Source organism: Nocardioides salarius (genome assembly GCF_016907435.1).
GTDB classification, from domain to species: domain Bacteria; phylum Actinomycetota; class Actinomycetes; order Propionibacteriales; family Nocardioidaceae; genus Nocardioides; species Nocardioides salarius.
In genome coordinates, this window is record NZ_JAFBBZ010000001.1 from 3343651 (window position 1) to 3366329 (window position 22679).

The following is a 22679-nucleotide window of genomic DNA, read 5'->3' on the forward strand; positions in this document are numbered from 1 at the left end:
ATGGCCGACACCCTGAGTGCCGACAACGTCCACGCGGTCTTCAAGGCCTACGACGTGCGCGGGATCGCCCCCGACCAGATCGACGAGGCGCTCGCCCGCGCCACGGGCCTCGCCTACGTGCAGGTGCTCGGCGTCGACTCGGTCGTGGTCGGCCACGACATGCGTCCCAGCTCGCCCGGGCTGGCCGGCGCCTTCGCCGAGGGCGCCACCGAGGCCGGGGCCGACGTGGTGATGATCGGCCTGGCCTCGACCGACCAGCTCTACTTCGCCTCGGGCTTCCTGGGCCGGGCCGGCGTGATGTTCACCGCCAGCCACAACCCGGCGCAGTACAACGGCATCAAGATGTGCCGGGCGCACGCGGTGCCGGTGGGCGCCGACACCGGTCTCGCCGAGATCCGCGACCGCGTCGTCGCCGGCGTCGTGCCCGACGCGGTGGGCACCGGCTCGATCAGCAGCCACGACGTGCTCGAGGCCTACGCGGCCCACCTGCTGACCCTGGCGCCGGTCTCCGGGCGGCGGCTCAAGGTGGTCGTCGACGCGGGCAACGGGATGGCCGGGCACACCGCGCCGGCCGTCTTCGGGCGCCTGGGCCACGACGTCGTCGAGGTCGTGCCGATGTACTTCGAGCTCGACGGCACCTTCCCGAACCACGACGCCAACCCCATCGACGCCGAGACGCTGGTCGACCTGCAGGCACGCGTCGTGGCGGAGGGCGCCGACGTCGGCCTGGCCTTCGACGGCGACGCCGACCGCTGCTTCCTCGTCGACGAGCGCGGCGTCGCGGTCTCGCCGTCGACGCTGACGGCCCTGATCGCGGCGCGCGAGCTGGCCAAGCACCCCGGGTCGACCGTCATCCACAACCTGATCACCAGCCGGGCCGTGCCGCAGCTGGTCGAGGAGCTGGGCGGACGCCCGGTGCGCACCCGGGTGGGCCACTCCTACATCAAGGCCACGATGGCCGAGACCGACGCGGTCTTCGGCGGGGAGCACTCGGGGCACTTCTACTTCCGCGACTTCTGGCGCGCCGACTCGGGGATGCTCGCGGCGCTGCACGCGCTGGCCGCGCTCGCCGAGACCGACCTCCCGCTCTCGGCGCTGCTGGCGCAGTACGAGCGCTACCCGCTCAGCGGCGAGATCAACTCCACGGTCGCCGACCAGGGCGAGGTGATCGCTGCGGTCGAGGCGGCGTACGCCGGTCGCGAGGGCGTGAGCACCGACCGGCTCGACGGGCTCAGCGTGCTGCACGCAGACTGGGCCTTCAACGTGCGCGGCTCCAACACGGAGCCGCTGCTGCGGCTCAACGCCGAGGGGAAGGACCAGCAGACCATGACGACCGTGCGCGACGAGGTGCTGAGCATGATCAGGGGTGCGCGATGAGCGGCCTGGACCTCGACCCGGCCCTGCTGGAGATCATCGTCTGCCCCGACTGCCACGGTGACCTGGCCGAGGGCCCGGGCGTGGGCGACGGCCCGGAGCTGGTGTGCGGCTCGTGCGGCCTGGCCTACCCCGTGCGCGACCAGATCCCGGTGCTGCTGGTCGACGAGGCCCGCCGCCCGTGACCTGGTTCGACGAGTCCCGCCTCGACGACGAGCAGGCGCTGGAGCGCATCGACGTCCGGCTGCGGACCCTGGCCGAGTCCGGCTCGAGGGTGCGCCGCGAGGCCGGTGACGCCGCCTCGGCGATGGCCGAGGCGGTCACCCGTGCCCAGGACCTGCCCCGGCCGCGGGCGGTGATCGCCGCGGGCCCCGACTCGCGGCTGCTGCGCGCGGTGCTGGAGCCGTGGTGCCCGGTGCCCTTCGTGGCCTGGCCCGGCCACGCGCTGCCCGGCTGGGCGGGCAGCCTCGACCTGGTGGCGGTGCTGGCCCCCGACGGGGGAGACCACGGCACGGCCTCGGCGGTGGCCGAGGCGGTGCGCCGCGGCTGCCAGGTGGTGGTCGCCGGCCCGCCCGGGTCGATGGTCGCCGAGCACGCCGCGGGGCGCTGGAGCGCCATCCTGCCGACCACCACGCGCGACCCGCTGGCCACGGCCGTGGTCATGCTCTCCTACCTCGAGCAGGTGCGGCTGGGCCCCAGCGCCGACCCCGGCACCGTCGCCGACGCGCTCGACCAGGTCGCGCTGGCCTGCGCGCCGCGGCGCGACCTGGCGGTGAACCCGGCCAAGACGCTGGCCATCGGCCTGGCCGACACCAACCCCGTCGTCTGGGGCGGCAGCGTCCTGGCGGCCCGGGCCGCGCGCCGGGTCGCGGAGTCGATCCGCCGCTCGAGCGGGCGCACCGCCATCGCCGGCGAGGTCGACCAGCTGCTGCCGGTCATCGAGGCCTCGCGCCCCCGGGACGTCTTCGACGACCCCTTCGCCGGCGGCGCCGGCGACCTGCGCCCGGTCCTGGTGGTCCTCGACGACGGCGTCGACGACCCCCTGGTGCACGAGCAGCGCCAGCAGCTGGAGTCGGCGGCCGCCGAGCGCGGGGTGCGGGTCGAGACGCTGACGTGCGAGGAGGGCGACGAGGTCGCCCGCTACGCCTCGCTGCTGCTCAGCGGCACCTACGCCGCCGAGTACCTGCGGCTCGGGCTGGTCGACGACTGACGTTTGCCCACCCGCCGCCGGCGGGTAGGACTGGGGTCATGGCCTCCCGACGAGACCCGTGGTTCGACAACGCCAAGATGGCCCTCGTGACGTTGGTGGTCCTCGGTCACTCGTGGGTGCTGCTGCCCGACAGCGTGCTGGTCGAGCACCTCTACGACTTCCTCTACGCCTGGCACGTCCCGGCGTTCGTGCTGGTCACCGGCTACCTGTCGCGCTCCTTCTCCTACACCCGTGCGCGCCTGTGGAGCCTGGTGCGCACCGTCGCGGTGCCCTACGTGCTCTTCGAGGCCGGCATCGCCCTGTTCCGCATCCACGTCGGCGGCGAGCAGCTCGAGGACCTGTGGCGCGACCCGCACTGGCCGATGTGGTTCCTCTCGGCGCTGTTCTTCTGGCGGCTGCTCACCCCGGTCCTGCGCGACCTGTGGGGCGGCCTCGCGGTCGCGGTCGGCGTCAGCCTGGTGGCCGGTCTCTACGTCGGGGACACCCTCGACGTGGCCCGCATCCTGGGCCTGCTGCCGTTCTTCGTGATGGGTCTCAAGGCCACCCCCGAGCGGCTCGAGCTGCTGCGCGCCCGTTGGGTGCAGGTGGTCTCGGTGGGCGTGCTGGTCGGCATCTGGTTCCTGACCGCGCGCACCGACCAGTGGGCGGCCACCGAGTGGCTCTACTACCGGGCGCGCTACGACGAGCTCGACGTCAGCGACACCCGCGCGTTCCTGACCCGCACGAGCCTGCTGGTCCTCGGCACGCTGGGGGCGTGGGCCTTCCTGGCCCTGGTGCCGCGGGTCGGTGGCTGGTTCACCCGGATGGGCTCGGCGACGCTCGTGGTCTACCTCTTCCACGGCTTCGCCGTGAAGGGCGCCGGGTACGCCGGGTGGGGCGGCTTCGCCGAGCAGCACCCGGCCCTGGGGCTGGTCGTGACCAGCGTGCTGGCGCTCGGGCTGGCGCTGCTCCTGGCCAGCGCGCCGGTGGCGCGGGTGCTGGGCCACGTGGTCGACCCGTTCGGCTTCGCGGGACGCCGGGTGGGGGAGGCGGTCGAGGTCGCGGTCGCCTCGCAGCGCGTCGACGACCACGCCGAGGAGGTCGCCGTGCTGGTGGCCGCCGAGCAGCGCGCGCCGGCGGCGCGTGGGTAGGCTCCTGGTCGTGCCGACCCACCACGCCCACGCCCGCTGCGGAGACCTGCGATGAGCGGCGGGCTGTTCGCCCTCCTCGACGACGTGGCCGCCCTGGCCCGCCTGGCCGCCGCGTCGGTCGACGACGTGGGTGCGGCCGCCGGCCGGGCCAGCATGAAGGCCGCGGGCGTGGTCGTCGACGACACCGCCGTGACCCCGCAGTACGTCCAGGGCGTCGCCGCCCACCGCGAGCTGCCGATGATCCGCAAGATCGCCGTCGGCTCGCTGCGCAACAAGCTGCTCATCATCCTGCCGGCGGCCCTGCTCCTCTCGCAGTTCCTGCCCTGGCTGCTCACCCCGATCCTGATGCTCGGCGGCGCCTTCCTGTGCTACGAGGGCGCCGAGAAGATCTGGGAGAAGGTGAGCGGGCACCACCCCGAGGAGACGAGTGCGGCCGAGGCCGCCACCGACCCCGTCGAGGCGGAGAAGCGGATGGTCGCCGGCGCGATCCGCACCGACCTGATCCTGTCGGCCGAGATCATGGTGATCAGCCTCAACGAGGTCGCCGACGAGCCGTTCCTCTCCCGCGCGGTCATCCTGGCCGTCGTGGGGGTGGGCATCACCGCCCTGGTCTACGGCGTCGTGGCGGTCATCGTGAAGGTCGACGACGTCGGGCTGGGCCTGACCCAGCGCGCCTCGGCGACCGCGCAGCGCCTGGGCCACGCGATGGTCGCCGCCATGCCCCGGCTGCTGACCGTCATCGGCGTCGTGGGCACCGCCGCGATGCTGTGGGTGGGCGGCCACATCCTCCTCGTCGGGGTCGACGAGCTCGGCTGGCACGCGCTCTACGACGCGGTGCACCACCTCGAGGAGCAGGTCCACGACGCGCTCGGCGCGGTGGGCGCGACGGCCGCCTGGCTGGTCAACACCGCGGCCTCGGCCGCCCTGGGCCTGCTGGTGGGCGCCGTGGTCGTGGCCCTGGCGCACCTGCGCCCGCGTCGGGGCTCCGCCGCGAATTCCTGAAACGTTCGCGGCCCCACCTACGCTGGAGGGGTCCGCGTGGGAGATCCCGACGATGCGCAGATGCGCGACGCAGACCTGCTCCAGACGCTTCGAGGAGACAACAAGATGGACTTCAAGGTCGCCGACCTGTCCCTGGCCGACTACGGCCGCACCGAGATCACCCTGGCCGAGCACGAGATGCCCGGCCTGATGGCGATGCGCGAGCGCTACGGCGCCGACAAGCCGCTCGCGGGTGCCCGGATCGCCGGATCGCTGCACATGACCATCCAGACCGCGGTGCTCATCGAGACCCTCGTGGCGCTGGGCGCCGAGGTCCGCTGGGCCTCGTGCAACATCTTCTCCACCCAGGACCACGCCGCGGCCGCGGTCGTCGTGGGCCCCGAGGGCACGCCCGAGGACCCGCAGGGCGTCCCGGTCTTCGCCTGGAAGGGCGAGAGCCTCGAGGAGTACTGGTGGTGCACCCAGCAGATCCTCGACTGGCCTGCTGACACCTACGCCAACATGATCCTCGACGACGGCGGCGACGCCACGCTGCTGGTCCACCTCGGCACCGAGGCCGAGAAGTCGGGCCAGGCGCCCGACCCGGCCACCGCCAAGAGCCACGAGCAGAAGGTCATCTTCGACGTCCTGCAGGCCTCGCTGGCCGCGACGCCGGAGCGGTTCACCAAGATCGGCAACGAGATCCGCGGCGTCACCGAGGAGACCACCACCGGTGTGCTGCGTCTCTACGACATGATGCGCGAGGGCACGCTGCTCTTCCCGGCCATCAACGTCAACGACTCGGTCACCAAGTCGAAGTTCGACAACAAGTACGGCTGCCGCCACAGCCTCGTCGACGGCATCAACCGTGCCACCGACGTCCTGATCGGCGGCAAGGTCGCCGTCGTGTGCGGCTACGGCGACGTCGGCAAGGGCAGCGCCGACTCGCTGCGCGGCCAGGGCGCCCGCGTCATCGTCACCGAGATCGACCCGATCTGCGCCCTGCAGGCGGCGATGGACGGCTACCAGGTGACCACGCTCGACGACGTCCTCGACGTCGCCGACATCATCATCACCGCGACCGGCAACAAGGACGTCGTCTCGGTCGACCAGATGCGCCGGATGAAGCACAACGCGATCCTCGGCAACATCGGCCACTTCGACAACGAGATCGACATGGCCGGGCTCGAGACCTTCCCGGGCGTGCACCGCAAGACCGTCAAGCCGCAGGTCGACGTGTGGACCTTCCCGGCGGCCGAGGGGCGCGAGGCGTCCTCGATCATCGTGCTGTCCGAGGGGCGCCTGATGAACCTCGGCAACGCGACCGGCCACCCGTCGTTCGTGATGTCGAACTCCTTCACCAACCAGGTGCTTGCCCAGATCGAGATCTTCACCAAGCCCGCGGAGTACCCCGTCGGGGTCTACGTGCTGCCCAAGCACCTCGACGAGGAGGTCGCCCGGCTGCACCTCGGTGCGCTCGGCGTGAAGCTCACCGAGCTGTCCGGCGACCAGGCGGCCTACCTCGGCGTCGACGTGGCCGGGCCCTACAAGTCCGACCAGTACCGCTACTGAGCACGACCACCGACGACGAGTCGTCCCTGGCACCACGACCGGCGTGCGCGCCGGCGTGGTGCCAGGGTGCAGGATGGGGACCATGAGCGAGGCAGCGAGCCGCAACGAGTACGCCACCAAGGGGCGCGTGCTCGTCGTCGACGACGACGCCTCCCTCGCCGAGATGCTCACCATCGTGCTGCGCCAGGAGGGCTTCGACAGCCGGATGGTGACCCGCGGCGACCTGGCTCTCGAGGTCTTCCGCGACTACCGCCCCGACGTGGTGCTGCTCGACCTGATGCTGCCCGGCAAGGACGGCATCGACGTGTGCAAGGAGATCAGGGCCGAGTCCGGTGTGCCGATCGTGATGCTGACGGCCAAGGGCGACACCGTCGACGTGGTGGTGGGCCTGGAGTCGGGCGCCGACGACTACGTCGTCAAGCCGTTCAAGCCCAAGGAGCTGGTGGCGCGCATCCGTGCCCGGGTCCGGCGCAACGACTCCACGTCCCAGGCGGAGAACCTCACGATCGGGGACCTGTCCATCGACGTCGCCGGCCACCAGGTCGCGCGCGGCGGTGAGCCGGTGAGCCTGACGCCGCTGGAGTTCGACCTGCTCGTGTGCCTGGCCCGCAAGCCCTGGCAGGTCTTCACCCGCGAGGTGCTCCTCGAGCAGGTGTGGGGCTACCGGCACGCCGCCGACACTCGCCTGGTCAACGTGCACGTGCAGCGGCTGCGCTCGAAGATCGAGCACGACCCCGAGAACCCGGAGGTCGTGGTGACCGTGCGTGGCGTCGGCTACAAGGCCGGGAACGCCTGAGCGAGGACACGTTGGCGACCGGGGCGCGCGGGGCGCTGACGTTCTGGCGTCGCTCCATCCAGGCGCGGGTGGTGGCCAGCACCGTGCTGCTCTCGGCCGTCGTCGTGGGCGTGGTCGGGTGGCTCCTGCTGCAGCAGACCCGCGACGGCCTGCTCGACCAGCGGGTCGCGGCGGTGGTGGCCGAGGCCGGCAACGAGACCGACGACGCCCGCGCCCGGCTGCAGTCGGCGCCGTTCAACGACGTGGACGCCACCCAGCAGCAGCGGGCCCTGGTCGAGCCGATCATCGCCCGGGGAGCCACTCGCGACTTCGCGGTCGTGCTGGCCGGCCCGACCGGTGCCGGCGACCTCAGCGAGGGCGGGGCCACCTACACCCGTGGCCTGGACCGCACCTCGGTGCCCGCCTCCCTCGTCGAGCACTTCTCCGAGGTCGCGGAGCCGGCGTGGACCTACACGCGGATCCGGCGCGAGGGCCCCGACGGCACCAGGGTCGTCGAGCCCGGCGTCGTGGTCGGCTCCCAGGTGACCCTGCCGGCCGACGGGCGCACCTACACCCTCTACCTGCTCTTCCCGCTCTCCGGCGAGGAGCGCACGCTCGACCTGGTCAGCCGGGCGCTGCTCACCGCCGGCTCGCTGCTCCTGGTGCTGGTCGCGGGGGTGGCCTTCCTGGTCACCCGCCAGGTCGTCACCCCGGTGCGGATGGCCAGACGCGTCGCCGAGCGGCTGGCAGCGGGCCGGCTGCGCGAGCGGCTCGAGGTCAAGGGCGAGGACGACCTGGCCCGGCTGGCGACCTCGTTCAACCAGATGGCCAGCAACCTGCAGCGCCAGATCCGCCAGCTCGAGGAGCTCAGCCGGGTCCAGCAGCGCTTCGTCTCCGACGTCAGCCACGAGCTGCGCACGCCGCTGACGACCGTCCGGATGGCCGGCGACGTCCTGCACGACGCCCGGGTCGACTTCGACCCCGTCTCGGCGCGGGCCGCCGAGCTGCTGCAGGTCGAGCTCGACCGGTTCGAGACGCTGCTCTCGGACCTGCTCGAGATCAGCCGCTTCGACGCCGGCGCGGCGGTGCTGGACCTCGACGACGTCAACCTCACCGACGTCGCGCACCGCGTCGTCGACAGCACCGCACCGCTGGCCGCGCAGCGCGGGGTGCACCTGGTCGTGCGTGCGCCCGACGACCACCCGTGCCTGGCCCAGGCCGACGTGCGCCGGGTCGAGCGGATCGTGCGCAACCTGGTCACCAACGCCATCGACCACGCCGGGCCGGCCCGCGAGGGCGGTAGCACCGAGGTGATCGTGCACGTCGAGGGCGACCAGCACTCGGCGGCGGTCGCGGTGCGCGACCACGGGGTGGGCCTGGCCCCGGGGGAGTCCGCGATGGTCTTCAACCGGTTCTGGCGAGCCGACCCGGCTCGGGCCCGCACGTCGGGCGGCACCGGCCTGGGCCTGGCGATCTCCCTCGAGGACACCCATCTGCACGGCGGCTGGCTGCAGGCCTGGGGCCGCCCGGGCGAGGGCGCCCAGTTCCGGCTCACGCTGCCGCGCCGGGCCGGCGAGCCGCTGCGCCGCAGCCCGATCAGCCTGATCCCCGACGACGCCGTGGAGCCAGTGTGACCAGCGTGACGCGTGTGACCCGTGTGCCCCGCGCAAGACGCCTGCTGGGCGCCGTGCTCCTGCCGCTGCTGCTGCTGACCGGCGGGTGCGTGGGCATGCCCGAGAGCGGCCCCGTGGTCGGCGCCGGCGTCGGCGACGAGGTCGACGCCGACACGGGCGGGGTGCCGGCCATCGACGCCCGGGCACCGCAGGAGGGGCAGAGCGCGACGGAGGTGGTGCGCGGCTTCCTCGACGCGATGCAGGCCTGGCCCCGCGAGCTGACGACCGCCAAGGAGTACCTGTCCTCCGACGTCGCCGCCACCTGGAACCCGGACGGCCTGGTGACCTACGTCGAGGCCCAGCCCCCGCAGAGCACCAGCAGCGACCGGGTCTCCCTGCGGCTCGCCGGGGCCGACCGGCTCGACACGCGGGGCGCCTTCCAGGGCGCGCTGTCGTCGTACGAGTCGATCCTGCAGTTCTCGCTCACCACCGAGGACGACCAGCTGCGGATCACCAACCCGCCGGCCGACCTGGTGGTCCCGCAGACGTGGTTCGAGGCCCGCTACGACCAGCTGGCGCTCTACTTCCTGGCGCCCGGCGGCGACGTGCTGGTGCCCGAGCCCGTCTTCGTGGCCGACGACGACAAGCTGGCCAGCACCCTCATCGCCGGGCTCGTCGCGGGGCCCGACGACGAGCGCGCCGCCCGGTCGCTGCTGCCGCCCGACGTCTCGCTGGAGCTGTCGGTGCCGGTCTCCGACGACGGCACCGCCGCGATCGAGCTCACCGGCGAGGCCACCGCGCTGACGCCGACCGAGAACGCCCAGATGCTCGCGCAGCTGGCGTGGACGCTGCGCCAGGACCCCGACATCGAGGCGTTCACGCTCAGCATCGGCGGCCAGCGGATCCGCCTCGCCGACGGCGAGGACCGGATCCCCGTCGACGCCGGGGCGCGGCTGGACCCGACCGGCTACCAGGCCAGCTCGCTGCTCTACGGCCTGCGCGACGGGCTGCTGGTCTCCGGCACCCCCGGGTCCCTCGACCCGGTCGACGGACCCTTCGGCCAGAGCGACCTGGGTGCCCGCAGCGTCGCCGTCGACCTGCGCGGCGAGCGCGCCGCCGAGGTGACCGGCGGCGGCACCACGGTGCTGACCGGCCCGGTGCGCGGCGACGAGGACGTCGTCACCACCCTGCAGGACGCCACCGACCTGGCCGCGCCCGCCTGGGACCACAGCGACCGGCTCTGGCTGCTGGACCGCACCGCCGACGGCGCCGAGATCCGCTGGTCGCGTGGCCGGCGCGGCTCGGTGGTCGAGGTGCCGGGCATCACCGGCGAGCAGGTCAAGAGCTTCCTGGTCTCGCGCGACGGCACCCGGCTGGTCGCGGTGGTGCGACTGGCGCGCTCCGACGAGGTGCGCGTCGCGCGGCTGCGCCAGGACCAGCGTGGCCGCGTCGTGGGCGCCTCCCGGGCCCGGGCGCTGGAGCCGCAGGAGGCACCGGGGCGCATCGTCGACCTGGCCTGGCGCACCGCCACCACCATCGCGGTCCTCAACCGCCTCAGCCCGGCCAGCGGGAAGGTGAGCACCATCGGCGTCGACGGCGCGCCGACCGGGCTCGCCGGCATCACCACGACCCTGGGGGGCGCGACCTCCCTGGCGGGCTCGCCGGTGCCCGAGCAGGTCGTCTACGCCGTCACCGGCAGCGGCCTGGTCGACCTGTCCGTGGCGGTGCGCGGCCCCCAGGTGCTCGACGAGGGCGTCACCTACGTCGGCTACGTCGGCTGAGCGTGCGGCCCCGGGCCGCGGCCGTCCACAGGATCGCCGGACCCGGTTGAGCCCGGGGCCGGCACCTGGTGGCATCGGCGGGTGCTGCTGCGCGACGCCGCCCTCGACCTGCTGCTGGGCAGCGCCTGCGTGGGCTGTGGCGAGCCGGGCCGGCTGCTGTGCGCCGGCTGCGCCGCGGGCCTGCCCGCCGCTGCCGTGCCGGCCCGCCCCGACCCCTGCCCGCCGGGGCTGGTGGACTGCTGGGCGGCGGGGGACTACGACGCGGTGCTGCGCGCGCTGGTCCTGGGCCACAAGGAGCGCGGCCTGCACGCGCTGCGGGTCCCGCTGCGGGACCTGCTGCTGGTGGCGCTCGGGCCGGCCCTCGCCGGGCTGGGCGGGCCGGGCGGCACCGGCGGGCTGGTGCTGGTCCCGGTGCCCTCGCGCGCAAGCACGGTCCGGGCCCGCGGGCACGACCCGACGTGGACGATGACGCGCGGGGCCGCGGCGGCGGCCGCCCGCTGCGGCCTGCCCGTGAGCGCCGCGCGGCTGCTGCGGCTGCGTCCCGGGGTGCTCGACCAGGCCGGCCTCGACACGGCCGCTCGCGCGGCGAACCTGACCGGCTCGATGACCTGCCCCTCGCCCGGGCTGCGGCGCCTGGCCGCCACGCACCCGCGGGCCCAGGTGGTCGTGTGCGACGACGTGGTGACCACGGGCTCCACGCTGCGCGAGGCCCAGCGCGCCCTGGAGGCCGTCGGGGTCGGCGTGGCGGGCGCGGCCGTCGTCGCGGCGACGCGGCGGCGGCGCCCGTCGGGGGCCGGCCCAGGGTGAAAGGTGCGGGGGTCCCTTTCGCCGCGACCGCGCCTCGCCTATCGTCTCGTCATGGAGTCCGTCCGGGTCCGTGGTTGCGTCGTCAGGACGCGCCGGCCAGCCCGGACGTCCTCGCGGCAAGCCGATGCCAGTCGCAGGCGAAGCGGTCCACGTAAGTCGGTGCGCGGGGCGCGAGCCCCGGGCGCACGACGATCACGGTGCGGCTTAGACGTAAGTCCTGCCCCGGTCCGGCCACCAGATGTGGCCGTCGCCGGGAGAAGGTGGGTAGTGGCAGAGAAGCTGCGAGAGCCTCAGCAGGCGATTGTGGGGTCGAAGACCAGGTCGGCCGGGCGGGCTCCATCTCGTTCCCACCACCGGGCGCAGCGCGTCCGGTGGTCGGCCTGGCGCCGTCCTGCGCGCGCAGCGCGACGGGGAGGCGTGCCAGGAGCCTGAGAGGTAACCCATCGCGCACCTGGTGCGCACGAGGAGGTTCACATGGAAGTTGTGGTCACCGGCCGGCACTGCGAGATCAAGGAGGGCTTCAGGGCCCACTGCTCGGAGAAGCTGGCGAAGCTCGAGAAGCACGACCACCGGATCATGCGGGTCCACGTGGAGGTCGACTGCGAACCCAACCCCCGCCAGCACGACCGCGCCGTGCACGTGGAGCTCACCGCCTTCTCCAAGGGCCCGGTCATCCGGGCCGAGGCGGCTGCCGACGACAAGATGGCCGCTCTCGACCTGGCGCTGGACAAGATGGCGCGCCAGATGCAGCGCGCCGCCGACCGGCGCCGGGTGCACCGGGGCCGCAAGACCCCGGTCTCGGTGGGCGAGGCGCTCTCCGGCACCCCGATGGTCCAGGACCTCGTCGGCGACGACGAGAGCGGGGAGACCGAGACCGAGCGCGAGGTCGGGCCCGTGGCCATGGACGGCGACGGACCGATGATCGTGCGCGAGAAGACCCATCCGGCCAGTCCGATGACCCTCGACCAGGCCCTCTACGAGATGGAGCTGGTGGGCCACGACTTCTACCTGTTCGTCGACAAGGAGAGCGAGCGGCCCTCGGTGGTCTACCGGCGCCGGGGCTACGACTACGGCGTGCTCTCGCTGGACCTGGGCCAGGACTGACCTGGCCCGGTCGCACCAGCTCCGCGTGGCCCGTTCGGGTGGGAGGACCACCCGAACGGGCCACGTCCGTGCCATGATGCGCGCGTGGCCGACGAGACGACGGGTCCCGCTGCGGCGGGCGCCGAACCCATCCGCGTGATGGTGGTGGACGACCAAGAGCTCTTCCGTCGCGGCCTGACGATGCTGCTCGGCGTCGAGGACGGCATCGAGGTCGTCGGCGAGGCGGGCGACGGGATCGAGGGCACCACCCTGGCCGCGGCCGTGGCACCCGACGTCGTCCTGCTCGACATCCGGATGCCCAAGCGCACCGGCATCGAGGCCTGCCAGGCGATCAAGGAGGCCGTGCCCTCGGCCAAGATCATCATGCTCACGGTCTCCGACGAGGAGGCCGACCTCTACGAGGCGGTCAAGAGCGGCGCCTCCGGCTACCTGCTCAAGGACTCCTCCATCGAGGAGGTCGCCCAGGCGGTGCGGGTCGTGGCCGACGGCCAGTCGCTGATCAGCCCCTCGATGGCCGTCAAGCTCATCGACGAGTTCAAGCAGATGAGCAAGCCCGAGCGCGAGCACGTGCCCGGGCTGCGCCTGACCGAGCGCGAGCTCGAGGTGCTGCGCCTGGTGGCCAAGGGCATGAACAACCGCGAGATCGCCAAGCAGCTGTTCATCTCCGAGAACACCGTCAAGAACCACGTGCGCAACATCCTCGAGAAGCTGCAGCTGCACTCGCGGATGGAGGCGGTCATGTACGCCGTGCGCGAGAAGCTGCTGGACCTGCCGTAGCGGCCGTGCCCCCGACCACCCAGACGCTGAGCCGTTCCCAGGCGCGGCGCGTCGCGCTGGCCGCCCAGGGCTTCACCGACCCGCCGCACGCGACGCCCACGATGCGCACCCTCGAGCGCGCGCTGCGCCGCACCGGGGTGCTCCAGGTCGACTCGGTCAACGTGCTCCAGCGCGCCCACTACGTGCCGCTGTACTCGCGGATGGGCCCCTACGACACGGCGCTGCTGCACCGCGCCGCCGAACGCTCGCCGCGGCGGATGGTGGAGTACTGGGCGCACGTGCAGGCCTTCATGCCCGTCGACCTGTGGCCGGTGATGCGCCACCGCATGGAGGACCACCGCGCGCGGCGGGGGAAGTGGCGGGTCGTGGAGGCCGACCCGGCGCTCGAGGCCGGGGTGCTGCACGCCGTCGACGTGCTGGGCGCCTCGACCTCGCGCGAGGTCGCGGCGTACCTGGGGGAGGGGCCGGCGTCGTCCAAGGACCACTGGGGCTGGAACTGGTCGTCGACGCGACGCATCCTCGACTACCTCTTCACCGTCGGCGACGTCGCGGTGGCCTCGCGCACCTCGCAGTTCGAGATCCGCTACGACCTGCCCGAGCGGGTGCTGCCGCGAGCGGTGCTGGACGCGCCGGTGCCCGGCGTGGCCGAGGCCGCCGTCGAGCTGGTGCGCCGGGCCGCGCGCTCGCACGGCGTGGCCACCGAGCGCTGCCTGGCCGACTACTACCGGATGCGGGCCCAGCCGGCCCCGGGGCTGGCCAGCGCCCGGGAGGCTGTGGCCACCCTGGTGGAGACCGGCGAGCTCGAGCCGGTGGCCGTCGAGGGCTGGTCGCGCCCGGCGTACCTGCACCGGGACGCCCGGCTCCCGCGCCGGGTGCGCGCCCGGACGCTGCTGAGCCCCTTCGACCCGGTGGTCTGGGAGCGGGAGCGCACCGAGCGGATCTTCGGCTTCCGCTACCGCATCGAGATCTACACCCCGGCCGCCCAGCGGGTGCACGGCTACTACGTGCTGCCGTTCCTGCTCGGGGAGCAGCTGGTGGCCCGGGTCGACCTCAAGGCCGACCGGCGCGTCGCCGGGGGCGAGCTCGTGGTCCGGGGCGCCTTCGCCGAGCCCGACGCGCCCGAGGAGACCGCGCCCGAGCTGCTCGCCGAGCTGCACCGGATGGCCGCCTGGTCGGGCCTGGCCGGCCTGCGGTTCGAGGGCCGTGGCGACCTGGTGCCGCGGTTAGGGGCTCTCCACGGCGCTGGGTAGAGTGAAGGCGCCGAGGCGTGAGCCGTCGTCGGTCGTCCACAGCAAGGAGCAGCTACGCCGTGCCCGTGATTCTCGACAAACTCCTCCGCATCGGCGAGGGGAAGATCCTGCGTCAGCTCGAGGGGATCGCGAAGGCCGTCAACGCCATCGAGGACGACTTCGTCGCGATGAGCGACGCCGAGCTCCAGGCCATGACCGGCGAGCTGCGCCAGCGCCACACCGACGGCGAGAGCCTCGACGACCTGATGCCCGAGGCCTTCGCCACGGTGCGCGAGGCCGCCAAGCGGGTGCTGGGCATGCGTCCGTTCGACGTGCAGGTCCAGGGCGGCGCGGCGCTGCACCTCGGCAACATCGCCGAGATGAAGACCGGTGAGGGCAAGACGCTGGTCGCGGTGCTGCCCTCCTACCTCAACGCCCTGTCGGGCAAGGGCGTGCACGTCGTCACGGTCAACGACTACCTGGCCACGTACCAGGCCGAGCAGATGGGCCGGGTGCACCACTTCCTCGGGCTCACCGTCGGGGTGATCACCCCCGACCTGCGCCCCGACGCCCGCCGCGAGCAGTACGCCTGCGACATCACCTACGCGACCAACAACGAGCTGGGCTTCGACTACCTGCGCGACAACATGGCCTCCTCCATCGAGGACTGCGTGCAGCGCGGCCACAACTTCGCCGTGGTCGACGAGGTCGACTCGATCCTCATCGACGAGGCCCGGACCCCGCTGATCATCAGCGGCCCGACCCAGGACGAGGTCAAGTGGTACGGCGAGTTCGCCAAGATCGCCCGTCGTCTCGAGAAGGACGTCGACTACGAGGTCGACGAGAAGAAGCGCACCATCTCGGTGCTCGAGCCCGGGATCACCAAGGTCGAGGACCACCTGGGCATCGAGAACCTCTACGAGTCGGCCAACACCCCGCTCATCTCGTTCCTGAACAACTCCATCAAGGCCAAGGAGCTGTTCCGCAACGACAAGGAGTACGTCGTCATGAACGGCGAGGTGCTCATCGTCGACGAGCACACCGGCCGGATGCTGGCCGGGCGCCGCTACAACGACGGCCTGCACCAGGCCATCGAGGCCAAGGAGGGCGTCCAGGTCCGCGAGGAGTACCAGACGCTGGCCAACGTCACGCTGCAGAACTACTTCCGCCTCTACGACACCCTGTCGGGCATGACCGGCACGGCCATGACCGAGGCCTCGGAGTTCGACAAGATCTACAAGCTCGGCGTCGTGCCGATCCCGACCAACCGCCCGATGGCGCGCATCGACCAGCCCGACCTGGTCTACCGCACCGAGGAGGCGAAGTACGACGCCGTCGCCGACGACATCGCCGAGCGCCACGCCAAGGGCCAGCCGGTGCTGGTGGGCACGGTCTCGGTGGAGAAGTCGGAGTACCTCGGCGCGCTGCTGAAGAAGCGGGGCATCCCGCACAACGTGCTGAACGCCAAGGTGCACGCCGACGAGGCGAAGATCGTGGCGATGGCCGGGCACCGCGGCGCGGTCACCGTGGCCACCAACATGGCCGGTCGAGGCACCGACATCATGCTCGGTGGCGCGGTGGAGTTCCTCGCCGACGCCGAGCTGCGCGCCAAGGGCCTCGAGCCCTCCGGCGAGAGCGCCGAGGAGTACGAGGCCGCCTGGCCCGCGACCGTCGAGCGCGTGCGCGAGCAGGTCAAGGCCGACCACGACGAGGTCAAGGGCCTCGGCGGTCTCTACGTCGTGGGCACCGAGCGGCACGAGTCGCGCCGCATCGACAACCAGCTGCGCGGTCGTTCGGGCCGCCAGGGCGACCCGGGCGAGTCCCGGTTCTACCTGTCGCTGCAGGACGAGCTGATGCGCCTGTTCAAGTCCGACTGGGTCGACCGGGTGCTCCAGGTCCTCAAGATCCCCGACGACGTGCCGATCGAGAACAAGCGGGTCACCAATGCGATCGCCAACGCCCAGGGCCAGGTGGAGTCGCAGAACTTCGAGTCGCGCAAGAACGTCCTGAAGTACGACGACGTCATGGACCGCCAGCGCAAGGTCATCTACGCCGAGCGCCGCGAGGTGCTCGAGGGCGCCGACATCGAGGAGCAGATCCGCACCTTCATCGACGACGTGGTGCGCGGCTACGTCACCGGGTCCACCCAGGGGCTGCCGGAGGAGTGGGACCTCGAGCAGGCCTGGACCGACCTGGCGCAGGTCTACCCCGTCGGGGTCGACCTCGACGAGCTGGTCGCGCAGGCCGGCGGCACCGCCAACCTCGACCGCGACACCGTGATCCAGCGGCTGCGCGCCGACGCCCAGTCGGCCTACGACGCGCGGGTCGCCGAGATGGGCGAGGAGGTCGCCCGCGAGCTCGAGCGCCGCGTGATCCTCTCGGTGCTCGACCGCAAGTGGCGCGAGCACCTCTACGAGATGGACTACCTGCGCGAGGGCATCTACCTGCGTGCCTACTCCCAGCGCGACCCGCTGGTGGAGTACCAGCGCGAGGGCTTCGACATGTTCGCGGCGATGATGGACGGCATCAAGGAGGAGACCGTCGGGTTCCTCTTCAACCTCGAGGTCACCGTCGACGAGCAGCAGGACGAGGACGAGGAGCAGGTCCTCACCGTCGCGCCCGGTCTCCGGGCCCCGGTGCTGGGCCAGCAGGGCGAGGCGCCGCACATCCACGCCAAGGGCCTCGACGCCCCCAGCTCGCCGCAGAACCTCACCTACTCGGCGCCCGCCGAGGACGGCGAGGCCGAGGTGCGCGCCGACGTCGCGACGGCGGAGGACCCCTACGCCGGGGTCAGCCGCAACGCCACCTGCCCCTGCGGGTCGGGCAAGAAGTTCAAGCAGTGCCACGGCGCCCCCGGTGGGCCCACCGGCACGACGGCTCGCGCCCAGGGCTGACGACCAGGGCTGACGACCAGGGCTGACGAGGCTCAGGCGAACTGGAGGGCGGTGCACAGCCACCGCTCTCCGGTTCGCGCGCCGGCTGCACCCGCGGGTGCCCGGCGCTCGAAGCGCGCCGCGATGGCCCGGGAGCGGTGCCCGTAGCGCACGTGCACGCTGCTCTCGAGGATGTCGCGGCACGGGAAGCAGGTGTGCACGCTGAGCACCTGGGGGCGCACCGGCTGCACCCGGGCCAGACCGGGCTGGTGAGCACCTGCGCGTGCCACGAGCTGCGCACGGCGGGTGAGGTCCTCGTAGACGCTGCGAGTGGTCCAGCGCACGAGCTGGGACGCCGGGCGGTCACCGCCGACCACCTCGACGACCGCCTGGGCGAACGACCCGACCCACTGCTCGCCCTCGCGCCGGGCGCGCTGGTCGATGGGCAGCACCTGCCCGGGGGTGCCGGGACGTGCCCGGGGTGCCCGCGGCGGGGCGGTGCGCGGCTGCAGGTCGAGCGCCAGGGTGCCCTGGACGGCCGCCAGCGGCACGGTCTCGGGGACCCGGTCGCGGTCAAGCGGGAAGGTGGTCATGGCGTGCTCCTCGGGTGGTCGTGGGGGCGGGTGCCCAGGTGGATGTCCGGATGGCTGGTCAGGCGGGTGGTCAGGCGGGTGGCAGGCGCAGGACCTGGCCGGGCAGCAGCAGGTCGGGATCGGGGCCGACGACGTCGTGGTTGGCCGCGTGCACCCGGGGCCAGTACGCCGCCACCGCGGCGTCGTCGGGAGGCCGGGTGCCGTCGGCCAGGTGCGCGGCGCTCAACGACCACAGGCTGTCGCCCGGCTCGACCCGCACCGCCTCGACCCGCACCGCCTCGACCCGCACCGGCTCCGTGCCCGTGCGGTGCGCCGCTCCGGCGGCCCGCTGGGGCAGCGGCAGGCCGACGAGCGGGTCGGTCGGGCCGGCGCCGAGGACCGTGCCCTGCTGGAGGTGGTCGGGTGTCGCCGCCGCGGGGACCACGCCGGCCGCGGTGGCCCCCACGAGGGCCAGTCCGCAGGCGCGCAGCACCAGGCGGCGCAGCGACCGGGGGACTCCCGGTGAGGACGCGCCCGGCCCGCGACCCGAGCGCGCCTCGACGACGACGGCGGTCACGCAGAGCCACCCCCACGCGGTGCAGGCGAGCAGCGCCGCGCTGCACGCGCGCACCAGCAGGTCGTCGAAGCCCCGGGCAGGAGCGAGCGTCGCCGACGCCAGGAGCGCCAGCAGCGGCGCGGCCGTCGCGGTGGCGGCGCCCCAGACCAGCAGGCAGCGTGCGGCGGTGGCGTGTATGACGTCGATCATCCCGAGAACCCTGTCGATCGTTGCGTTTGCGTCTGTTTGCGTCATTCAACGCTCGTTCGACGGGGTCGTCAATCGTCCGTCCACAGGCTCCGCCGAGGCGGGCCCACGTGAGAGAGTCACGGGCATGACGTGGGAGGACGAGCTCTTCGACGTGCTCGACGACCTCGAGCAGCAGGCCGAGGCGCTCTACGACGCCGAGCGCAGCCTCGAGCTCGCCGACCGCGCGCGGGCGGCGTACGCCGAGGTGAGCATGGCCAGCCGGCTGATGGCCGCGACGGGCACCCGGGTGCGCCTCGAGGTGCGCGGCGTCGGGCCGGTGGGCGGCACGCTCGAGCGGGTGGGGACCGGGTGGCTGCTGGTGCGCGGGCCCGCGCAGGACTGGGTGCTGCGCACGGCGGCGATCACGGCCGCGCACGACCTCCCGGAGCGCTCGGTGCCCGAGGTGGCCTGGCCGGCCACGGCGCGGCTCGCGGTGGGCTCGGCGTTGCGCCGGCTCGCCGACAGCGGCGAGCGCTGCGTGCTGCACCTGGTCGACGGCTCACGCCACGACGGCGTCCTGCAGCGGGTGGGCGCCGACTTCGTGGAGGTCGTGGGCGCGGGTCGCCGGGTGGTGCTGGTCGCGACCGACGGGCTCGCGGCGGTGCAGAGCCGCGACGACGGCTAGGGCCGACTCACGCCCGTGGGGCGTGGCTCAGGTCGCCTCGAGGTCGTACGGCGGCGTCTCGCCGTCGTCGAGGGGGCGCACGCCGGGGCGGCGCTGCTCGCGCTCCTCCTCGTCGTCGGCGTCCTCCATCGCCTCGATGATGTGCTTGCGCACGATCGTGCGCGGGTCGAGGTCGCGCAGCTCGAGGTCGGCGTACTCGGGACCGAGCTCGGTGCGCAGCTCGTCGCGGGCGTTGTTGGCGAACTTCTTGGCCATCTTGAGCCACTGCCCGGCCTGCCGGGCCAGGTCGGGCACCTTGTCGGGCCCGAAGACCACGATGGCGACCAACGCGATGACCGCCAGCTCTGCCAGCCCGATTCCGAACACGCCGACAGCCTAGGGGGCTGGGCTCAGAACTTGCTGGTCGGCGTCAGCCCGAGCTGCATGCCGGCCAGGCCGCGACCCCGTCCGGCGAGCCGCTCGGCGACCGAGGAGAGCACCTGCGCGGCGGGGGCCGTGGGGTCGGCGTCGACGATCGGCTTGCCGACGTCGCCGCCTTCGCGCAGCGAGAGGTCGAGCGGGATCTCGCCCAGCACCGGCACGTCGTAGCCGAAGCGGCCGGAGAGGGTGGCGGCCACCCGCGCGCCGCCGCCGCTGCCGAAGATCTCGAGGCGGTGCTCGACACCGTCCTCGGCGCAGTGCGGGCAGGGCAGGAAGCTCATGTTCTCGACGACGCCGACGACGCGCTGGTGCATCATCGAGGCCATCGTCCCGGCGCGCTCGGCGACCTCGGCCGCGGCCTCCTGGGGAGTGGTGACGACCACGACCTCGGCGCCGGGCAGGTGCTGGCCCAGCGAGATCGCCACGTCGCCGGTGCCCGGCGGCAGGTCGAGCAGCAGCACGTCGAGGTCGCCCCAGTAGACGTCGGAGAGCATCTGCACCAGCGCCCGGTCGAGCATCGGGCCGCGCCAGGCGACGACCTGGTCGCGGCGCGGCTTGAGCATGCCGATCGAGATGACCGAGACGCCCGAGGAGGTCGGCACGGGCATGATCAGGTCCTCGACCTGGGTGGGGCGGGCGTCGGCGACGCCGAGCATCGCCGGCACCGAGTGGCCGTAGATGTCGGCGTCGACGATGCCGACCTTGAGGCCGCTCTTGGCCATCGAGAGGGCCAGGTTGACGGTGACCGACGACTTGCCGACGCCGCCCTTGCCGCTGGCGATCGCGAAGACCTTGGTCAGCGAGCCGGGCTGGGCGAAGGGGATCTCGCGCTGCGCCTTGCCGCCGCTCAGCACCTCCTTCAGGCCCGAGCGCTGCTCGTCGGTCATCACGCCCAGGGTCAGCGCCACGTCGGTGACGCCGGGGACCTTGCCGACGGCCGTGGTCACGTCACGGGTGATGGTCTCCTTGAGCGGGCAGCCGGCCACGGTCAGCAGGACGGTGAGGGTGACGACACCGGAGTCGGAGATCTCGACGGTGTCGACCATGCCGAGGTCGGTGATCGGCCGCTTGATCTCGGGATCGTTGACCGTCGCCAGCGCTGCCTGGACCTGCTCGAGAGAGGGACTGCTCATGATCCCCGAGTCTAGGTGGTGCCCGGGCGGACCCGGTCCCCGGCCGGGGTGGGCCGGGTCTCAGCGGCTCCCGGGCGGCTCCGGGCGCTCGTCGCGGCCCTCGTGACCGTCCCGCCCGTCCCGCCCGTCCCGGTCGTCGAGCTCGGCCAGCAGGGAGCGCAGCTCGCTGCGCACGAAGTCGCGCGTCGCGACCTCGCCGACCGACATCCGCAGCGAGGCCACCTCGCGGGCCAGGAACTCCATGTCGGCGTGCGCGCGGCTGTTGGCCTGGCGGTCCTGCTCGGCGATGACCTTGTCGCGCTGCTCCTGGCGGTTCTGGGCCAGCAGGATCAGCGGCGCCGCGTAGGAGGCCTGGAGGCTGAGCATCAGGGTCAGGAAGATGAAGGGGTAGTCGTCGAAGGCGATGCCGCCGGGGGCGGCGACGTTGAAGGCGAGCCAGAACGCGACGAACATCGTCATGTAGAACAAGAAGCTCGCCGTGCCCATGAAGCGCGCGAACTGCTCGGCGAAGACCCCGAAGGTCTCGGAGTCGTAGGCCGGGCGTCGCACCAGCTGGCGGCGGGCCTCGCGGGGGGTGTCGAGGCGGCTGCGGCGCTGCTCAGCCACGCGGCACCCCCGGGGTCACCTTGCGGGGGCGCCGGTCGCGCCAGCCCTCGGGCAGCATGTGGTCGAGCAGGTCGTCGACCGTGACGGCACCCAGCAGGTGGCCGTTCTCGTCGACCACCGGGGCCGCGACCAGGTTGTAGGTGGCCAGGTGGGCGGCGACCTCGTCCATGCCGGCCTCGGCGCGCAGCGACTCCATGCTGTCGTCGAGGGCGCCGGCCACCAGCGTCGACGGCGGCTCGCGCAGCAGCCGCTGGATGTGGCCCACCCCGAGGAACTTGCCGGTCGGCGTCTCCAGCGGCTGGCGGCAGATGTAGACCTGCGAGGCCAGCGAGGGGGTCAGGTCGGGGTTGCGCACGTGGGCCAGGGCGTCGGCGATGGTGGCGTCGGGGCCCAGGATGACCGGCTCGGGCGTCATCATCGCCCCGGCGGTGTCCTCGACGTACGACATCAGGCGGCGCACGTCCTCGGCCTCCTCCGGCTCCATCAGGGCCAGCAGGGTCGCCGCGGTCTCGGGTGGCAGCTCGGCGATCAGGTCGGCCGCGTCGTCGGCCGACATCTCCTCGAGCACGTCGGCGGCGCGCTCGTCGGCGAGGTGGCTGAGGATCTCGACCTGGTCGTCCTCGGGGAGCTCCTCGAGCACGTCGGCGAGCCGCTCGTCGTCGAGGGCCCCCACCACGGCGGTACGCCGCTCGGGCGGCAGGTCGTGGATCATCGTGGCCGCGTCGGCCGGGCGCATCTCGTTGAGCGCGTGCACCAGGTGGGTGGCCCCCTGGGTCTCCTCGCGGCGGGTCAGGCCCTCGACGTCGCGCCACTCGGCCACGTGCGTCTGGCCCCGGCGGCGCAGGCCCTTGGCCGGCTCCTGGACCGCCACCCGGCTCAGCACCCAGTCGCGGTTGCGGGCCTGCTCCATCGCGACGTCGTAGACGACCCCGGTGACGCCCTCGCCCGGTCCGTTGCCCCGGAGGGTGACGTTGCGGTCGAGCATCTGGCCGATCACCAGGGTCTCGGTGGAGCGCTGCTCGAAGCGGCGCATGTTGAGCAGGCCGGTCGTGTAGACCTGCCCGCTGTCGATGTTGGTCACCCGGGTCATCGGCACGAAGATCCGGCGCCGGCCGAAGACCTCGGCCACCAGGCCCAGCACCCGCGGCTGGCTGACCTCGGAGCGCACGGCGACCACGAGGTCGCGCACCTTGCCGACCTGGTCGCCGCGCGGGTCGAAGATGGGCAGCCCCACCAGCCGTGCGGCGTAGACGCGGGACGGGCTCGAGCTCACGAGCCCAAACTAGCGCCCG

General features: G+C 73.0%; 21 protein-coding genes. 15 read left to right on the forward strand and 6 right to left on the reverse strand.

Annotation, left to right across the window (positions count from 1 at the left end; genetic code table 11):
* From JOE61_RS16070 to secA, 14 genes are all read left to right on the forward strand, one after another.
* Positions 1-1377, forward strand: a complete 1377-nt coding sequence (locus JOE61_RS16070; RefSeq protein ID WP_193667163.1) for a phosphomannomutase/phosphoglucomutase — start codon at positions 1-3, stop codon at positions 1375-1377.
* Positions 1374-1559, forward strand: a complete 186-nt coding sequence (locus JOE61_RS16075) for a Trm112 family protein (RefSeq protein WP_264675445.1) — start codon at positions 1374-1376, stop codon at positions 1557-1559. Before JOE61_RS16070 ends, JOE61_RS16075 begins: the two co-directional genes overlap by 4 nt.
* A complete protein-coding gene (locus JOE61_RS16080) occupies positions 1556-2584 on the forward strand; it encodes an SIS domain-containing protein (RefSeq protein WP_193667164.1) in 1029 nt (342 codons plus the stop codon). The genes JOE61_RS16075 and JOE61_RS16080 overlap by 4 nt, the downstream gene beginning before the upstream one ends.
* A gap of 38 nt (positions 2585-2622) precedes the next feature.
* Positions 2623-3714, forward strand: a complete 1092-nt coding sequence (locus JOE61_RS16085) for an acyltransferase family protein (RefSeq protein WP_193667165.1) — start codon at positions 2623-2625, stop codon at positions 3712-3714.
* Between the two features lie 51 nt (positions 3715-3765).
* Complete coding sequence (locus tag JOE61_RS16090) at positions 3766-4716, forward strand: DUF808 domain-containing protein (protein WP_193667166.1); 951 nt, start codon at positions 3766-3768, stop codon at positions 4714-4716.
* A gap of 105 nt (positions 4717-4821) precedes the next feature.
* Positions 4822-6267, forward strand: a complete 1446-nt coding sequence (ahcY, locus tag JOE61_RS16095; protein ID WP_193667291.1) for an adenosylhomocysteinase — start codon at positions 4822-4824, stop codon at positions 6265-6267.
* Positions 6268-6349: 82 nt separating this feature from the next.
* Positions 6350-7063, forward strand: a complete 714-nt coding sequence (gene mtrA, locus JOE61_RS16100; RefSeq protein ID WP_193667167.1) for an MtrAB system response regulator MtrA — start codon at positions 6350-6352, stop codon at positions 7061-7063.
* A gap of 11 nt (positions 7064-7074) precedes the next feature.
* Positions 7075-8676: an MtrAB system histidine kinase MtrB gene (mtrB, locus tag JOE61_RS16105; RefSeq protein ID WP_227491144.1), complete on the forward strand. Its 1602-nt coding sequence runs from the start codon at positions 7075-7077 to the stop codon at positions 8674-8676.
* A gap of 14 nt (positions 8677-8690) precedes the next feature.
* On the forward strand, positions 8691-10436 hold the full coding sequence (locus JOE61_RS16110) for an LpqB family beta-propeller domain-containing protein (protein WP_193667168.1): 1746 nt from the start codon (positions 8691-8693) through the stop codon (positions 10434-10436).
* Positions 10437-10517: 81 nt separating this feature from the next.
* On the forward strand, positions 10518-11243 hold the full coding sequence (locus tag JOE61_RS16115; RefSeq protein WP_204797261.1) for a ComF family protein: 726 nt from the start codon (positions 10518-10520) through the stop codon (positions 11241-11243).
* A 474-nt stretch (positions 11244-11717) separates the two neighbouring features.
* Positions 11718-12347 (forward strand): ribosome hibernation-promoting factor, HPF/YfiA family, encoded by a 630-nt coding sequence (hpf, locus tag JOE61_RS16120; protein WP_193667169.1) that lies wholly within the window; start codon positions 11718-11720, stop codon positions 12345-12347.
* 84 nt (positions 12348-12431) lie between these two features.
* The gene (locus tag JOE61_RS16125) at positions 12432-13124 is read left to right on the forward strand and encodes a response regulator (protein WP_406603351.1); all 693 of its coding nucleotides are present in this window, start codon (positions 12432-12434) and stop codon (positions 13122-13124) included.
* A gap of 5 nt (positions 13125-13129) precedes the next feature.
* Complete coding sequence (locus JOE61_RS16130) at positions 13130-14374, forward strand: winged helix-turn-helix domain-containing protein (RefSeq protein ID WP_307823056.1); 1245 nt, start codon at positions 13130-13132, stop codon at positions 14372-14374.
* Between the two features lie 59 nt (positions 14375-14433).
* The gene (gene secA, locus JOE61_RS16135) at positions 14434-17247 is read left to right on the forward strand and encodes a preprotein translocase subunit SecA (protein ID WP_193667170.1); all 2814 of its coding nucleotides are present in this window, start codon (positions 14434-14436) and stop codon (positions 17245-17247) included.
* Positions 17248-17279: 32 nt separating this feature from the next.
* On the opposite strand, the gene JOE61_RS16140 is transcribed toward secA, so the two are convergent.
* Complete coding sequence (locus tag JOE61_RS16140; protein WP_193667171.1) at positions 17280-17819, reverse strand: Rv3235 family protein; 540 nt, start codon at positions 17817-17819, stop codon at positions 17280-17282.
* A gap of 70 nt (positions 17820-17889) precedes the next feature.
* Complete coding sequence (locus tag JOE61_RS16145; RefSeq protein WP_204797262.1) at positions 17890-18564, reverse strand: LysM peptidoglycan-binding domain-containing protein; 675 nt, start codon at positions 18562-18564, stop codon at positions 17890-17892.
* 124 nt (positions 18565-18688) lie between these two features.
* Between JOE61_RS16145 and JOE61_RS16150 the strand changes: the two genes are divergently transcribed.
* A complete protein-coding gene (locus JOE61_RS16150; RefSeq protein ID WP_193667172.1) occupies positions 18689-19228 on the forward strand; it encodes a hypothetical protein in 540 nt (179 codons plus the stop codon).
* 27 nt (positions 19229-19255) lie between these two features.
* Here JOE61_RS16150 and JOE61_RS16155 read toward each other — a convergent pair whose 3' ends face one another.
* The 4 genes from JOE61_RS16155 to JOE61_RS16170 are packed head-to-tail and all read right to left on the reverse strand — an operon-like array spanning position 19256 to position 22660.
* Positions 19256-19594, reverse strand: a complete 339-nt coding sequence (locus JOE61_RS16155; RefSeq protein WP_193667173.1) for a sec-independent translocase — start codon at positions 19592-19594, stop codon at positions 19256-19258.
* A 23-nt stretch (positions 19595-19617) separates the two neighbouring features.
* Entirely contained in the window at positions 19618-20781 is a 1164-nt protein-coding gene (locus JOE61_RS16160; protein WP_193667174.1) for an Mrp/NBP35 family ATP-binding protein, read from the reverse strand.
* A 60-nt stretch (positions 20782-20841) separates the two neighbouring features.
* Positions 20842-21387, reverse strand: coding sequence for a DUF1003 domain-containing protein (locus tag JOE61_RS16165; RefSeq protein ID WP_193667175.1), 546 nt, complete (start codon positions 21385-21387; stop codon positions 20842-20844).
* Entirely contained in the window at positions 21380-22660 is a 1281-nt protein-coding gene (locus JOE61_RS16170) for a magnesium transporter MgtE N-terminal domain-containing protein (RefSeq protein WP_193667176.1), read from the reverse strand. The genes JOE61_RS16165 and JOE61_RS16170 overlap by 8 nt, the downstream gene beginning before the upstream one ends.
* Between the last annotated feature and the right edge of the window lie 19 nt (positions 22661-22679).